A 14,385-nucleotide genomic window follows, 5' to 3' on the forward strand; every position below is an offset into this window, starting at 1 on the left:
TAGCGGATGGCGATTCGCCCCGCTACCCCCCCGGCGCGAGGAGATGGAGCGCAAGGCCCCCGGCGGCGCAGGTCCCGAGCGTCGGCAGGAGGCGCGCCCGGCCGCTCCACAGCAGCGCCGCCGCGGCTCCGGCGAGGATGGCGGCGCCCGCGTCCAGCCCTCCCGGGCCGTCGCCCCCGAGCAACACCGCCGCCCCGAAGCGCACCGCGAGGCTCGCGATCACGCCCGCCACGGCGGCCGTGACGATGCCCAGGGCGGCACCGATCCGCGGCGCGTCGGCCAGCCGTTCCACGTACGGCGCGCCGGCGAAGATCCACAGGAAGCACGGCGCGAACGTGGCCCACAGCGTCACCCCGGCGGTGGCGAGCGCGACGGGCCATCCGCCCGCCGCCGCGCCGCCGAGCCAACCGGCGAAGACCGTCACCAGCACCAGCGGCCCCGGCGTGGTCTCGGCCAGCCCGAGGCCGTCGATCATCGCCTCGGGCGTGAGCCAGCCGTGCCCCTCGACGGCGTACTGCGCGAGCGCGGCCAGCAGCGCGTAGGCCCCGCCGAACGAGACGGCGGCCAGCCACGAGAACAGGGCCGCCGCCTCGGCGGGCGGCGTGCCGGGCGCGAATAGGAGCACCGGCAGGAGCGGCGCCCACCACACGGCGAGCCAGACCGCCACGGTGCGCAGCGTGGCGCGGATGGGATACGCCGGGCCGGATGCCGCGGGAACCTCGCCCGCGGCGGCGGGCCGCAGCAGGCCGACGGCGAGCGCCGCGCCGATCACCACCGGGAACGGGACGTCGAGCAGCAGCGCCGTGAAGGCCCCCACCGCCACCGCCCCGGCGAGCGGTCCCGACAGGGCGTGGACCCGCAGCTTCCACAGCGCCGTGGCGACGATCGCCAGCACCGCGGCCTTCACCCCGAGGAACGCCGCCTCGACCGCCTCGACGCGGCCGAAGGCGACGTAGAGCGCCGACAGCGCGATCATCACCGCCGCCCCCGGCAGCACGAACAGGAGCCCCGCCAGCACGCCGCCCCGCCACCCCCGCATGCGCCATCCGGCGAAGGTGGCTAGCTGCATCGCCTCGGGCCCCGGCAAGAGCGTGCAGAAGCCCAGCCCCCGCAGGAACGTCGCGTCGTCGATCCAGCCGCGCCGCTCGACCAGCTCGCGGCGCATCACCGCGATCTGCGCGGCCGGCCCGCCGAAGCTGGCGACCCCGATGTGCCCGAACGCCGCGACCATCGCGGGCCAGGGGGGCGGCGGGCTCACGTGCCGGTCCCGGCAGGCGCATTCCTTACGTGAACGTCGCCCCACAACCCGTTGACACCCCGGTGATCCGTCGCCGCGCCCCTAGCTACCGTGCGTCAGCGTGCCGAACAGGCGCGGCTCCAGCGTGGCGGCCTCGAACAGCGGGCCGGACGACAGCACCGACACCGCGTCGTGGCTGTGGAGGCTCTCCTGATGCGAGCAGGCGATGCGGTAGTCGCCCGCCCCCGGCAGGGCATCCAGCGCCTCGGCCAGGAGGCGCGCGGCGTCCTCGACGAAAATCGGGTTCGCGGCGTTCAGCTCCGCGAAGGCCTGCTCGTCCTCGCGCTTCACCATCACCTGCGTCTCGGTCGGGATCGCGCGGCGAGCGGCCTCCACCAGGTCCTCGACCGAGAGCGGGCCGCGGACCTCCACCGACAGGCGCGCCACGGAGCGCTGCGAGTGCGGCGTGGCCAGCCGCCCCCGCTCGCGGCGCGCGTGCTCGGACAGGGCCAGCGAGCAGGGGCAGGTCGAGGAGTAGACGTAGTCGAGGTGCAGCACCCGGCGGCGCAGGCCGCCCGATTGGACGACCTCCATGGCGCAGTCGTAGTACTGCCAGCCCGCCAGCCCCGAGCGCAGGGCGCGCTGCTCCAGCGGCAGCGAGAAGCGCAGCAGGATGCGCGCGTCGAGGGCGCCCAGCTCGGCGAGGTAGCCGTCGAGCGCCGCGTCCACCGCGTCGAAGCCCATCGTGCCGTCCGCGCCCGCGTAGAACGAGCGCATGATGCGCGACATGTTGATGCCCTTGGCCCCGGCCTCCAGGCTCACGGTGCCGGTGACGGCGGCGTCCACGGTGCGGGCGCCGGCGCGCGTGGGCACCCAGAGCGGCAGGCGGAAGTTCGAGATGCCCACGTGCTGGATGCGCCGGTCGGCGCCGCGGATCGTCGAGGCGGGACCGTTCTGCAAATCGGGCAGCGTGGCGCGGTAGGCGTCATCAGCCTGCAGGCCCGCGTCGAACACGGCGGCGAGGGCGGGGTACTCGCCCGGAAGCCCCGCGCGCGCCTCGGGCGCCTGCTGGGCGGCGTAGCGGCGCAGGAGCGCGAGCGCGTCCTGCGCTTCGGCCTCGGAGACGTCGCGGTCAATATCCGGTGCATGGACGTTCATCTCGTCCCCCCTTCGGTTCACGCTGCGTCCCATGTGCGCCTTCCAGCCCCGGAATCCCACCCCCCCTTATCGCAGGGCATGCCCGCGGCGTGCCGCCCGGACGCGACGCCCCGGGCGGGTGGGGCGGCGTGCCGGACCGCGCGGGCCGGACCTCAGGCCGCGTCGAGCGCGCCCCGCAGGTCGGCCAGCAGGTCGTTCGCGTCCTCCAGCCCGACGCTCAGGCGGACGAGCCCCGGCGTGATGCCGAGCTGCGCCTTCTGCGCGTCGGGCAAGCGCTGGTGCGTGGTGGTCGCGGGGTGGGTCGCGATCGATTTCGCGTCGCCGAGGTTGTTCGAGATCGTCACGATCCGGAGCGCGTTGAGGAACCGGAACGCCGCCGCCTTGCCGCCCGCCAGATCGAGGCTCAGGACGGTGCCGCCGCCGTCCATCTGCCGCCGCGCCAGCGCGCCCTGGGGGTGCGAGGCGAGGAACGGGTGCAGCACGCGCGCCAGCTTCGGATGCCCCTCCAGCGCCTCGGCGAGGTGCAGGGCCGCGTCCGCCTGCGCGCGCACGCGCAGGTCCATGTGCTCCAGCCCCTTGAGCATCACCCAGGCGTTGAACGGGCTCATCGCCCCGCCGGTGTGCTTGAGGTAGGGCTCCGCCACCTTGCGCACGAACGCCTCCGTCCCGCAGATCACGCCGCCGAGGCAGCGCCCCTGCCCGTCCACGTGTTTGGTGGTGGAATAGACGACCACGTCGGCCCCCTGCTCCACGGCGCGGCTGAAGGTGGGCGTGGCGAACACGTTGTCGACGATCACCGTGGCGCCGACGGCATGGGCGAGCTTGGCGACCGCCTCTATGTCCACGATCTCCAGCGCCGGGTTCGACACGCTTTCGAAGAACACGGCCTTGGTGCCCGCGCGGATCGCCCCCTCCCACGCCGCGAGGTCGGTGCCGTCGACGAGCATCACCTCGACGCCGTAGCGCGGCAGGATCTCGTCGAGGATGTAGAGGCACGAGCCGAACAGCGCGCGCCCCGCCACCACGTGGTCGCCCGCGCGCAGCATCGACACCAGCGCGCCGTTCACGGCGGCCATGCCGCTGGCGGTGGCGAAGGCGGTCTCGGTGCCCTCGATGGCCGCGATGCGGTCCTCGAACATGGCGACCGTGGGATTGCCGTAGCGGGCGTAGATGAACTCGTCGCGCGCGGCCTCCACGAAGCGCGCCTCGGCGGCCTCGGCGGTCTCGTAGACGAAGCCCTGCGTCAGGAACATCGCCTCGGACACCTCGCCGTACTGCGAGCGGCGGGTCCCCGCGTGGACGGCGCGGGTGCGCGGGTGCAGCGGTCTGTCTGTGGTGTCCTTCATGTCGGCCTCCTCGACCGTGGCGATGGACCGGGGAAGCCGCGGGGCGCCGTGCCCGCGCGAGACCTCTTTAGCGGTTTTTTTAACGAGGGCCGCAAGCCGGAACAAATCCCCTCGGGGGCGGCGGATAGGCCCCCGCCGGGGAACGGTCAAGCGGGCGGGTTGCGCGCGCGTGTCCGGGCGCCATGTTGTGCGGGAAGGAGACGCCCATGCCCATCCAGCTGCACTACTGGCCCACGCCGAACGGCTGGAAGGTCTCGATCGCGCTGCACGAGATGGGTCTCGACTACGACCTGCACCTCGTGGACATCCGCGCAGGCGACCAGCGGCGGCCCGGGTTCCTCGCCCTCAGCCCCAACGGCCGGATGCCGGCCATCGTCGACCCCGACGGGCCGGACGGCGCCCCCATCTCGCTGTTCGAGAGCGGCGCGATCCTGCAGTACCTCGCCCGCAAGACGGGGCGCTTCGGCGGATCGACCGAGCGCGAGCGCATCGAGGTCGACCAGTGGCTTATGTGGCAGATGGGCGGCGTCGGGCCGATGGCGGGGCAGGCGCACCACTTCCTGAAGTACGCGCCGCAGATGGGCCACGACATCGCTTACGCGAAGGACCGCTACCGCGGCGAGGTGGCCCGGCTCTACGGCGTGCTCGACTGGCGCCTCGCTGACCGCCCCTTCGTGGCCGGCGACGCCTTCACCATCGCGGACATGGCGATCTGGCCCTGGGCTTCGCTGTGGGAGGGCCAGCAGCAGACGCTGGACGACAAGCCCCACCTCGCGCGGTGGCTGGACACGGTCGGCGCGCGCGAGGGCGTGCGGGCGGGCCGCGCCCTTCGGGCCGAGCTGCGCGATGAGGCGCCCAATGCCGCCGCCCGCGCGCAGATGTTCGGGCGGCGGGAATGATCCGGGCGGGCCGCCTCGCGGGCTTCGCGCTGGCACCCCGGCGCGGCGGGACCTATGGTGCCGCCGACGACGAAGGGCGGAGCGCGAGTCTCGTGAAATCGGACGGAGTTCGGAAGGTGGCCTTCGCGGCCTTCGCCGTGCTGGTCGCGCTGGCCGGGGCCGGCGTGCTGGACGGGAGCGGCCTCTAGATGGCCCGGCGCTACGGCGGCGCGTTCAGCCCCCGCCCCTCGCAAAACGGTGCCGAGGCGCCGCCCCCGCCCGCGCTGGGCCGCCCGCTCCGGGGCCGGGCGCGCACCACCATCCTCATGGCCTTGGCCGCGATCCCCGTCGCCACCGCCTTCGCGCAAGGCAGCGCCACCGCGCTGGCCGTGAACCTCCTCGCCGGCGGCGCCCTCTTCGCCGCGGGCGTCCTGACCCGCGAGGGGCTGAAGGCCGAGGCGGCGTGGGCCGAGCGCAAGGTCGCCCGCCGCCCCGCCTGGCCGCGCAAGATGTTCGGCGCGGCCCTTTCCGGCGTCGGCGTCACGCTCGCCGCCATGACCGGCCTTGACGGCATCGGCCCCGCGCTGATCTACGGGATCGTGGCCGCCGCGCTCCACGTCGCCGCCTTCGGGCTCGATCCGATGCGCGACAAGGGCATGGAGGGCGTGGACCGACTCCAGACCGACCGCGCCGCGCGCTCCGTCGAGGAGGGCCGCCGCCTGCTCGCGCAGATGCGCGACGCCGTGCTGCGCGCCCGCGACCGCGAGGCGCTGGAGGCGACCGAGCGCTTCGCCGCGAAGGCCGAGGCCATGTTCCGCACCGTCGAGGACGACCCCCGCGACCTCACGGCGGCGCGCAAGTACCTCGGCGTCTACCTCATGGGCGCGCGCGACGCCGCCGCCAAGTTCGCCGACATCCACGCCGCGCGCCCCGACGCGCAGGCGAAGTCCGACTACCTCGCGCTGCTGGGCGAGCTGGAGCAGGGCTTCGACGCCAAGCGCGAGCGCCTGCTCCTCGCCGACCGCACCGACCTCGAGGTCGAGATCGAAACGCTGAAGGACCGTCTGCGCCGCGACGGCCTGCCGACCGAAGGATGACACCCATGGACAGCAAGACCCGAGCCGGAGCCGAGGCGCTCGTCGCCGAGGTGGACGCCGCCGCCCTCCCCCTGCCCCAGCCCGCGCAGGAGCTGGTGCCACTGGAGCGCGCCGAGCCGGCCGAGGCCGACGCGATCCGCCGCCGCATGGACGAGATCGACCTCGCCGACACCAACTCGATCATCGCCTTCGGGTCGGCCGCGCAGGCCGAGCTGCAGCAGATCAGCCAGGCCATGCTGCAGGACGTGAAGAACAAGGACGTCGGCCCCGCCGGCGAGTCCCTGCGCGGCATGGTCTCGGCGATCCGCGGCTTCTCGGTTTCGGAGCTGGACGTGCGCCGCAAGCGCTCGCTCTGGGAGCGGATCACGGGCCGCGCCGCGCCCTTCGCCCAGTTCATCGCCCGCTACGAGGACGTGCAGGAGCAGATCGACCGCATCACCGAGGAGCTCCTGCGCCACGAGCACGCGCTCCTCAAGGACGTGAAGGCGCTCGACAAGCTCTACGAGAAGACCCTGGAGTTCTACCGCGAGCTGGGTCTCTACATCGCCGCCGGCGAGGCCAAGCTGGGCGAGCTCGACGGCACCGAGATCCCCGCCAAGGAGCGCGCCGTCGAGGCGCTGCCCGAGGAGGACCAGATGATCGGCGCCCAGGAGCTGCGCGACCTGCGCGCCGCCCGCGACGACCTGGAGAGGCGCGTCCACGACCTGAAGCTGACGCGGCAGGTCACCATGCAGTCGCTGCCCTCGATCCGGCTGGTGCAGGAGAACGACAAGAGCCTCGTCACCAAGATCAACTCCACGCTCGTGAACACTGTGCCGCTGTGGGAGACGCAGCTCGCTCAGGCCGTCACGATCCAGCGCAGCCGCGAGGCCGCCGAGGCGATCCGGGGCGCGAACGACCTCACGAACGAGTTGCTCACGTCGAATGCGGCGAACCTTCGGGAGGCCAACGCCGTTGTACGTAAGGAGATGGAGCGCGGCGTCTTCGACATCGAGGCCGTGCGCACGGCGAACGAGCAGCTGATCGCGACGATCGACGAGTCGCTGCAGATCGCCGACGAGGGCAAGGCCCGCCGTGCCGAAGCCGAGAAGGAGCTCGAGAAGATGGAGGCGGAACTGCGCGACACCTTGGCCTCGGCGCGCGCGCGCCGCGACGGCCCCGGCGACACCGCGGGCACGGCGGTGCCCGCCCGGTGAGACGCGCGGTCCCCCTCCTCGCGGCGGCGCTCGCCGCGTGCCAGCCCGCGGCCCCTCCGCCCCAGCCGCAGGCCCGCGCCGCGGTGATCGCGCCCACGGCCTCGCCGCGCCCCGCGCCCGTGCGCCGCGGTCCCTCCACCGAGAGCCGCTCCGCGGCCGACTTCTACCGCCGGATCGAGGCGCAGCTCCTCGACCGCGGCCTCCTGCGCCGCGACGGCGGCGGGGCCGACGCGCGCTTCACCGCCGACATGCTGGCGCGCAACTTCGAGCGCATCGCCCTGTTCTCGGAATACACCCAGATCGGCGGGCGCTACGTGCCCCAGCAGAGCCGGGCGCAGCTCCGCCGCTGGCCCGGCCCGGTGCGCCTCGAGCTGCACTTCGGCGCGAGCGTCGACGCCGCCACCCGGCAGGCCGACCGCGCCCGCGTCGCGGCCTACGTCTCCCGGCTCGCCCGCCTGACGGGCCACGACATCTCGATGGTGCCCTCGGGCGGCAACTACCACGTCTTCGTCGCCTCGATCGACGAGCAGCGCGCCCTCGGCCCCGAGATCAGCCGGCTGGAGCCGGGCCTGAGCCGCCAGACCGTGCGCGAGATCACCGAGCTCGACCGCACCACCTACTGCGCGGTCTACGCCTCCTCCACCTCGGACCGCCCCCACGCCTACGTCTCGGCGATCTCGCTGATCCGCTCCGAGCATCCCGACCTCATGCGCCTCTCGTGCTACCACGAGGAGATCGCGCAAGGCCTCGGGCTGGCCAACGACAGCCCTGCCGCGCGCCCGTCGATCTTCAACGACGACGAGGAGTTCGCGCTGCTGACCGATCACGACGCCCTGCTGCTGCAGATGCTCTACGACCCGCGCCTGCGGGTCGGCATGACGGCCGAGCAGGCCCGGCCCGTGATCCAGCGGATCGCGCGCGAGCTGGTGGGAGACCGCGGCCCGGTGTGACCCGGGACGCATGGGGGGGGATGCGCGGCGGGGGCCGCGCGCCCATATAGCGGCAGCACGGAACGCCGGGGGAGACAGCGATGCCCATCATGAACTTCATCAAGGGCCAGTTCATCGACGTCATCGAGTGGACGGACGACAGCCGCGACACGCTGGTCCACCGCTTCGAGCGCTACGGCAACGAGATCAAGTACGGCGCCAAGCTCACGGTGCGCGAGGGCCAGGCCGCCGTGTTCGTGCACGAGGGCCAGATCGCCGACGTGTTCATGCCCGGTCTCTACATGCTCGAGACCAACAACATGCCGGTGATGACCACGCTGCAGCACTGGGACCACGGCTTCCGCTCGCCGTTCAAGTCCGAGATCTACTTCGTCGCCACCCGCCGCTTCACGGACCTGAAGTGGGGCACCAAGAACCCCGTGACCTTGCGCGATCCCGAGTTCGGCCCCGTGCGCCTGCGCGCCTTCGGCACCTACGCGATCAAGGTCGCCGACCCGGCGCTCTTCATCCGCGAGATCGTGGGCACCGACGGCGACTTCACGCAGGACGAGATCCAGTTCCAGATCCGCAACATGATCGTGCAGTCGGCGAGCCGCGCGCTGGCCTCCAGCCGCATCCCCGTGCTCGACATGGCCGCCGCCACCGACCAGCTCGGGCGCATCGTGGCCGAGCAGATCACCGCCTCGATCGCCGAGTACGGCCTCGCCGTGCCCGAGCTCTACTTCGAGAACATCTCCCTGCCCCCCGCCGTGGAGGCCGCGCTCGACAAGCGCACGTCTATGGGCGTCCTGGGCGATCTGTCGAAGTACCAGCAGTACGCCACCGCCGAGGCCATGCAGACCGCCGCCGCGACGCCGAACTCCGGCATGGGCGCCGGGCTCGGCATGGGGATGGGCATGGGCATGGCCCAGGGCATGGCGCAGGCCGGCCCCTGGGGCGCCGCGCCGGCGGCCCGCTCGCCCGCGCAGGCCGCGCCGCCGCCCCCGCCCCCCGTAGAGCACGTCTGGCACGTGGCCGAGGGCGGCGCGACCAAGGGCCCGTTCTCGAAGGCCCGGCTGGGCCGCATGGTCGCCGACGGCGAGATCACCCGCGAGACCTACGTGTGGACCCAGGGCCAGGACGGCTGGCAGCGCGCCGAGGACGTGGACGAGCTGGCCCAGCTCTTCACCGTGATGCCGCCGCCCCCGCCGCCGGGGGTGTAGGGGCCCCTAGGACACATCCCGCCCCGGCCGTGCGCCGGGGGCTCGGCGATGGGGTCGGGAATTTGTCGCCCGATCCGAAGGCCACCCCCGCATCACCTCGTTCCGCGGCGCCATCACCTGCGGCCCGCCGGGGCCCCGGCGCAAGGCCGGGGCGCGTTCCGCAAAGTTGATCCCGCCACGCCTCGGACTTGCTCCGGGGCCTAGGGGGCAAGCTGGTGATACCGTTGGGAAACTGAGAATTGCTCCGGCAGGCCTTCGCTGCATCCTTTGCGTTACCCAATCCCCGATGCCAGCACTAACTGCCACCAGAGGCCCCGGCTCGGGGCCGGGACGAGGTCCGCATTCCGCCCCCCTCACGATCCGCTGATCCCCCACGCCCGCCGTTGCCCCGCGCCCCCGGCCCCGCCATGCTCGCCCCATGACATGGCCCCCGCCCCTTCCGGTCCGCCGCACCGTGCTCAAGTGGTTGCACTGGTCGATGCTGCCACTGTTCGTGTGGTTCCTCGTGGTCCAGCCCCGCGACGTGGCGCGCTGGGGCGACTGGGCGGTGGACCTGCACAGCGTGTTCGGCCTCATGTTCGTGTCGGGCGCCCTGTTCTGGACCGCGATGCACCTGCGGCGCGGCCTCGCCTCGCGTCCCGGCCCGAAGCTGCGCGGCTGGGCCCGGCGCATCCACCGGCCCATGCACCTGGCCCTCGTGTGGGGTCTGTTCGGCGTGGCCCTCACCGGCTTCCTGATCGGCCTGACCTCGTCGCGCCTCCTGTTCGCGGGCACGATCCTTCCCATCGCCCCGCCGCTCGGCTTGCCGGGGGCCAACGCGCTCGTCGGCATGGTCCACTCGGTGGAGTTCTACCTGCTCGGCCTCCTCGCCGCCGGCCACGCGGCGTTCCACGTCTGGCGCCACCTGCGCCTTCGCGATAATGCCCTCCGCATCATGGCACCCCGCATCCTCCACCGTTTCCTGTGAGCATTCCGTCCCCCTGGGAGCGCCCGGCCAACGTGCCCGCGCGCCACGAGCACCGCTTCCCCTGCGACGAGTGCGGCGGCGACATGCGCTTCGATCCGGGCGGCGACCAGCTCGTTTGCGACCACTGCGGCAACGTTGAGAAGCTCGGCCGCCACCCCACCGAGGTGATCGACGAGATCGCCATCGCCGAAGGACTGGGCGCGGGCGGCGCCGAGACCGAGGAGACGCAGGTCACCGACTGTCCGAACTGCGGCGCCCGGTTCGAGTTCGACCCCGCGATCCACGCCGCCGAATGCCCGTTCTGCGCCACCCCCGTGGTGGCCGACACTGGCACCGACCGGCACATCAAGCCCGCCGCGCTGGTGCCCTTCAAGCTGGAGGAGCGCGTCGCCCACCGCGCCATGACCGAATGGCTGGGCGCACTGTGGTTCGCGCCGAACGGGCTGAAGCGCTACGCCCGCCACAACGAGACGCTCAAGGGCATCTACGTGCCCTACTGGACCTTCGACGCCCAGACCGACACCGCCTACTCGGGCGCCCGCGGCGACACCTACTACGAGACCCGCACCGTGATCCGCGACGGCAAGCGCCAGCAGGTGCAGGTGCCGAAGATCCGCTGGACGCCCCGCCGGGGCCGCGTGCGGCGCTTCTTCGACGACGTGCTGGTGCTGGCCTCGCCCTCGCTGCCCAAGACCCACACCGACGCGCTGGAGCCTTGGGACCTGTCCGGCCTCGCGCCCTACGCCCCCCAGTACATCGCCGGCTTCCGCGCCGAGGCCTACCGCGTCTCGCTCGAGGACGGGCTCGTCGAGGCCCGCCGCCGCATGGACGCGGTGATCGCCCGCGACATCCGCATGGACATCGGCGGCGACCGCCAGCGCGTCGACCACGCCGAGACCACCATGACCGACGTCACGTTCAAGCACGTGCTGCTGCCGATCTGGGTCGCGGCCTACCGGTACCAGGGGCGCAGCTTCCGCTTCGTGGTGAACGGCCAGACGGGCCGCGTGCAGGGCGAGCGGCCCTGGTCGAAGTGGAAGATCGCGGCCGCCGTGCTCGCCGCCCTCGTGGTGGCGCTGGTGGCCGGATACGTCTACGCCATGCTGGAGGGCGGGGGCGGCCTGCCCTCGGGGGGCTTCGGCGGACCCGACTGGCTGAACGACTGACGGAGATTCCGATGATCCTGTGCGCGGGCGAAGCCCTGATCGACATGCTCCCCCGCGAGACCCCGGAAGGCACCGCGTTCCTGCCGGTCCCCGGCGGCGCCGTGTTCAACACCGCGATCGCGCTCGGCCGCCTCGGCGCCCCGGTCGCCATGTTCACCGGCCTCTCGGACGACCTGTTCGGCGCCCGCCTGGCGGACGCCCTCGCCGCCTCGAACGTCGAGGACCGGGCCGCGCGCGCCGACCGTCCCACCACGCTCGCCTTCGTCACCCTCACCGACGGCCACGCCGAGTACGCCTTCTACGACGAGGGCACGGCGGGCCGCATGCTGGCGGAATCCGACCTACCCGACATGTCCGGCATCTCCGCGCTGTTCGTCGGCGGCATCTCCCTCGCGGTGGAGCCCTGCGCGCGCGCCTACGAGGCGCTCGCCCTCGCCCACCCCAACCTCCCGGTGATGATCGACCCCAACATCCGCCCCGGCTTCATCCGCGACGAGGCCGCGTTCCGCGCCCGCCTCGACCGCCTGTTCGGCGTGGCCGGCATCGTGAAGCTGTCGGACGAGGACATGGGCTGGCTCGGCATGACGCCCGAGGACGTGCTCGCCCGCGGCGTGCGCGTGCTCTGCCTGACCGAGGGCGCCAAGGGCGTCACCGCGATCACGCCCGAAGCGCGCGTCTCGGTCCCGGCCCGCCGGGTCGAGGTCGTGGATACCGTGGGCGCGGGCGACACGTTCAACGCCGGCCTCATGGCCGGCCTCCACGAGCGCGGCGTGCTCGGCGCCGAGACGATCCCCGAGGACGCCCTGCGCGGGGCGCTGGAGCTCGGCGCCGCCGCCGCCGCTGTCACGGTCAGCCGCGCGGGCGCCAACCCGCCCCGCCGCGACGAGTTGTGAGGGCGCTGGTCCAGCGCGTCGCGGAAGCCTTCGTCACCGTCGACGGCGAGATGGTCGGACGCTGCGGCCCTGGCCTCCTCGTTCTGGTCTGCGCCATGCAGGGCGACGCCGAGGCCAACGCCCTCGACCTCGCCGCCCGCACCGCGAAGCTCCGCATCTTCCGCGACGACGAGGGGCGCATGAACCGCTCGCTCCTCGACATCGGGGGCAGCGCACTCGTCGTCTCGCAGTTCACGCTTGCCGCCGACACCTCGCGCGGCAACCGACCGGGTTTCTCGGCCGCCGCCGCGCCCGAGGACGGCGAGCGCCTCTACGAAGCCTATGCCGCAGCCCTCCGCGACCTCGGCGTCGCGGTCGAGACGGGCCGCTTCGGCGCCGACATGCGGGTCTCGCTGGTGAACGACGGCCCCGTGACGATCATGCTGGAGCGATGATCGGCCGCCACCTCCTCCTGGAGCACTGGGGCGGGCGGGGCCTTCGCGACGCCGCCCTGCTGGAGCGGTCCATGCGTGCCGCCGCCCGCGAGGCCGGCGCCCACATCCTCGGCGCCCACTTCCATCCGTTCGAGGGCGGTGGCGTCACCGGCGTCCTCCTGCTCGCCGAGAGCCACGTGACCGTGCACACCTGGCCCGAGCACGGCTATGCCGCCCTCGACCTCTTCATGTGCGGCGAGGCCCCGGTGGAGCGGGCGGCCGACGTTCTCGACGCCATGCTCGCCCCCGAGCGCTCCGAGCGACGGACGCTCGCCCGCGGCTACCGGAACCAGGCGTCCCAGCCCGCCTCGTAGGCCGCCACGAGGGGGTGCGACGACAGCCGGTTCACCGGCCCCCCGCGCGGCCCCGTGGCGGCGTCGAACACGCGGGCGGCGGCGAAGGCCTCCGGCGTCAGCACCTCCAGCCCCTCGGGATAACGCGCCTGCCGCAGGCGCATCCCTTCGGGCAGGCCCAGCACGAAGCCCCACATGCCGAAGCTCGGCACGTAGGCGTGGTAGGCCGCGGGGTCGAACGCCTTGCCCACGGTCCGCTCCACGATCCAGAAGGCGTCCGGCGCGAAGACCGGCGAGCCGGCCTGCGTCGCGATCACTCCGCCCGCCCCCATGCGCCGCCGCAGGAGGCGGTAGAACTCCGCGGAATACAGGCGCGACAGCGACAGGGTGCGCGGGTCGGGCAGGTCTAGGATCGCCACGTCGAACGCGTCGCCTGGCTCCTGCACCCAGGCGAACGCGTCGGCGTGGACCACCTCCACCCGCGGATCGCGCAGGGCCTCGTCGTTCAGCGCCGCGAGGTCGTCGCGCCCGCGGAACAGCGCGGTGACGTCGGGGTCGAGGTCCACCAGCGTCACCGAGTCGGGCCCCCACCGCAGCACCTCGCGCGCGGCCATGCCGTCGCCGCCGCCGAGGATCAGGACGCGGGCGCGGCGCGGCGCGGCGGCCATGGCGGGGTGGACCAGGAACTCGTGGTAACGACGCTCGTCGGCGGTGTCGAACTGGACCGCGCCGTCGAGGAACAGCCGCGTGCGGTCCCGGAACCGCGTGACGGTGATGCGCTGGTGCGCGGACCGTTCGGCCAACACGATCTCGTCCTCGTACAGCCGCGCGTCGAGCGCCCCCTGCACCGGCCCCGACAACACTAGCAGGGCCGCGACCGCCACCATCGCCCCCGCCCACGCGCCCCGGTCGGCCCAGCCTAGCCGATCCCGGAACAGCACCAGCGTGCCCAGTGCGACGAGGAGGTTCAGCAGCCCGAAGGCGGCGCCCGCGGCGACCAGCGACAGGTGCGGCACGATCAGGACGGGAAAGGCCAGCGAGGCCAGCAGCGCGCCGAGGTAGTCGACGCTCAGCACGTTCTCGAACCGGAACCGCCCCGCGCCGATCTCCCCCAGAATGCGCGCCAGCAGCGGGATCTCCATGCCCGACAGCGCCCCCACCATCACCAGCGCCCCATAGAGTGGCACCGCCACCGCGCCCGTGGTGCTATAGGCGAAGAAGGCCACGGCCGCCGCCGTGCCCCCGAACAGCCCCAGCCCCACCTGCGCCCGCACGAAGCCCGCGACGGCGTCGCCCACGAAGCGCGACGCCCAGGCCCCCGCCCCCATCGAGGCCAGGAACACCCCGATCACGAACGAGAACTGCCGCACGCTGTCGCCCAGCAGGTAGGACGACACGGTGGCCGCGATCAGCTCGTAGATCAGCCCCGCCACGGCGACGACGAAGGTCGCCGACAGCAACCAGACCTCCGCCCCCCTTCCTCTGGCAGTAGATATCTCGGGGGGTCCGGGGGGCTGGCCCCCCGGCGC

General features: G+C 73.2%; 15 protein-coding genes and 1 riboswitch. Of the genes, 11 read left to right on the forward strand and 4 right to left on the reverse strand.

The window, feature by feature from the left end; translation table 11 throughout:
* Positions 1 to 22: 22 nt before the first annotated feature.
* From chrA to metZ, 3 genes are all read right to left on the reverse strand, one after another.
* Positions 23 to 1,258 (reverse strand): chromate efflux transporter, encoded by a 1,236-nt coding sequence (chrA, locus tag K3554_RS12350; protein ID WP_259940661.1) that lies wholly within the window; start codon positions 1,256 to 1,258, stop codon positions 23 to 25.
* A gap of 81 nt (positions 1,259 to 1,339) precedes the next feature.
* Entirely contained in the window at positions 1,340 to 2,395 is a 1,056-nt protein-coding gene (gene folE2 / locus K3554_RS12355; protein WP_259940662.1) for a GTP cyclohydrolase FolE2, read from the reverse strand.
* Between the two features lie 152 nt (positions 2,396 to 2,547).
* A complete protein-coding gene (metZ, locus tag K3554_RS12360) occupies positions 2,548 to 3,741 on the reverse strand; it encodes an O-succinylhomoserine sulfhydrylase (protein WP_259940664.1) in 1,194 nt (397 codons plus the stop codon).
* Positions 3,742 to 3,787: 46 nt separating this feature from the next.
* Positions 3,788 to 3,864: riboswitch (SAM riboswitch) on the reverse strand.
* 83 nt (positions 3,865 to 3,947) lie between these two features.
* On the opposite strand from metZ, the gene K3554_RS12365 reads away from it, so the two are divergent.
* From K3554_RS12365 to speD, 11 genes are all read left to right on the forward strand, one after another.
* A complete protein-coding gene (locus tag K3554_RS12365) occupies positions 3,948 to 4,640 on the forward strand; it encodes a glutathione S-transferase family protein (protein ID WP_259940666.1) in 693 nt (230 codons plus the stop codon).
* Complete coding sequence (locus tag K3554_RS12370) at positions 4,637 to 4,828, forward strand: hypothetical protein (protein WP_259940668.1); 192 nt, start codon at positions 4,637 to 4,639, stop codon at positions 4,826 to 4,828. Before K3554_RS12365 ends, K3554_RS12370 begins: the two co-directional genes overlap by 4 nt.
* The gene (locus K3554_RS12375; RefSeq protein WP_259940670.1) at positions 4,829 to 5,716 is read left to right on the forward strand and encodes a 5-bromo-4-chloroindolyl phosphate hydrolysis family protein; all 888 of its coding nucleotides are present in this window, start codon (positions 4,829 to 4,831) and stop codon (positions 5,714 to 5,716) included.
* Positions 5,717 to 5,721: 5 nt separating this feature from the next.
* A complete protein-coding gene (locus K3554_RS12380; protein WP_259940673.1) occupies positions 5,722 to 6,912 on the forward strand; it encodes a toxic anion resistance protein in 1,191 nt (396 codons plus the stop codon).
* Positions 6,909 to 7,862, forward strand: coding sequence for a DUF2927 domain-containing protein (locus K3554_RS12385; protein ID WP_259940676.1), 954 nt, complete (start codon positions 6,909 to 6,911; stop codon positions 7,860 to 7,862). The genes K3554_RS12380 and K3554_RS12385 overlap by 4 nt, the downstream gene beginning before the upstream one ends.
* An 80-nt stretch (positions 7,863 to 7,942) precedes the next feature.
* Positions 7,943 to 9,064 carry an SPFH domain-containing protein gene (locus K3554_RS12390; RefSeq protein ID WP_259940679.1) on the forward strand — a complete coding sequence of 374 codons (1,122 nt, stop codon included), beginning with the start codon at positions 7,943 to 7,945 and terminating at the stop codon, positions 9,062 to 9,064.
* Between the two features lie 418 nt (positions 9,065 to 9,482).
* A complete protein-coding gene (locus K3554_RS12395; RefSeq protein ID WP_259940680.1) occupies positions 9,483 to 10,031 on the forward strand; it encodes a cytochrome b/b6 domain-containing protein in 549 nt (182 codons plus the stop codon).
* An 83-nt stretch (positions 10,032 to 10,114) separates the two neighbouring features.
* On the forward strand, positions 10,115 to 11,197 hold the full coding sequence (locus tag K3554_RS12400; RefSeq protein ID WP_259945932.1) for a primosomal protein N' (replication factor Y) - superfamily II helicase: 1,083 nt from the start codon (positions 10,115 to 10,117) through the stop codon (positions 11,195 to 11,197).
* Between the two features lie 11 nt (positions 11,198 to 11,208).
* On the forward strand, positions 11,209 to 12,090 hold the full coding sequence (locus K3554_RS12405; RefSeq protein ID WP_259940682.1) for a carbohydrate kinase: 882 nt from the start codon (positions 11,209 to 11,211) through the stop codon (positions 12,088 to 12,090).
* Complete coding sequence (gene dtd / locus K3554_RS12410; protein ID WP_259940684.1) at positions 12,087 to 12,524, forward strand: D-aminoacyl-tRNA deacylase; 438 nt, start codon at positions 12,087 to 12,089, stop codon at positions 12,522 to 12,524. Before K3554_RS12405 ends, dtd begins: the two co-directional genes overlap by 4 nt.
* Positions 12,521 to 12,877 (forward strand): adenosylmethionine decarboxylase, encoded by a 357-nt coding sequence (speD, locus tag K3554_RS12415; protein ID WP_259940685.1) that lies wholly within the window; start codon positions 12,521 to 12,523, stop codon positions 12,875 to 12,877. Before dtd ends, speD begins: the two co-directional genes overlap by 4 nt.
* On the opposite strand, the gene K3554_RS12420 is transcribed toward speD, so the two are convergent.
* Positions 12,844 to 14,316 carry a polyamine aminopropyltransferase gene (locus K3554_RS12420; RefSeq protein ID WP_311200331.1) on the reverse strand — a complete coding sequence of 491 codons (1,473 nt, stop codon included), beginning with the start codon at positions 14,314 to 14,316 and terminating at the stop codon, positions 12,844 to 12,846. The two genes, speD and K3554_RS12420, sit on opposite strands and share 34 nt — an antisense overlap.
* Between the last annotated feature and the right edge of the window lie 69 nt (positions 14,317 to 14,385).

Origin of the sequence: Jannaschia sp. W003, assembly GCF_025144335.1 — a bacterium.
GTDB lineage: Bacteria > Pseudomonadota > Alphaproteobacteria > Rhodobacterales > Rhodobacteraceae > Jannaschia.

Excerpts from the sequence above, each read along its gene's own strand:
- K3554_RS12400 (WP_259945932.1), top strand. The coding sequence starts at position 10,115 with ATGCGCTTCGATCCGGGCGGCGACCAGCTCGTTTGCGACCACTGCGGC.
- K3554_RS12365 (WP_259940666.1), top strand. The coding sequence starts at position 3,948 with ATGCCCATCCAGCTGCACTACTGGCCCACGCCGAACGGCTGGAAGGTC.
- K3554_RS12375 (WP_259940670.1), top strand. The coding sequence starts at position 4,829 with ATGGCCCGGCGCTACGGCGGCGCGTTCAGCCCCCGCCCCTCGCAAAAC.
- K3554_RS12395 (WP_259940680.1), top strand. The coding sequence starts at position 9,483 with ATGACATGGCCCCCGCCCCTTCCGGTCCGCCGCACCGTGCTCAAGTGG.
- K3554_RS12370 (WP_259940668.1), top strand. The coding sequence starts at position 4,637 with ATGATCCGGGCGGGCCGCCTCGCGGGCTTCGCGCTGGCACCCCGGCGC.
- speD (WP_259940685.1), top strand. The coding sequence starts at position 12,521 with ATGATCGGCCGCCACCTCCTCCTGGAGCACTGGGGCGGGCGGGGCCTT.
- folE2 (WP_259940662.1), bottom strand. The coding sequence starts at position 2,395 with ATGAACGTCCATGCACCGGATATTGACCGCGACGTCTCCGAGGCCGAA.
- K3554_RS12390 (WP_259940679.1), top strand. The coding sequence starts at position 7,943 with ATGCCCATCATGAACTTCATCAAGGGCCAGTTCATCGACGTCATCGAG.
- K3554_RS12380 (WP_259940673.1), top strand. The coding sequence starts at position 5,722 with ATGGACAGCAAGACCCGAGCCGGAGCCGAGGCGCTCGTCGCCGAGGTG.
- K3554_RS12405 (WP_259940682.1), top strand. The coding sequence starts at position 11,209 with ATGATCCTGTGCGCGGGCGAAGCCCTGATCGACATGCTCCCCCGCGAG.
- metZ (WP_259940664.1), bottom strand. The coding sequence starts at position 3,741 with ATGAAGGACACCACAGACAGACCGCTGCACCCGCGCACCCGCGCCGTC.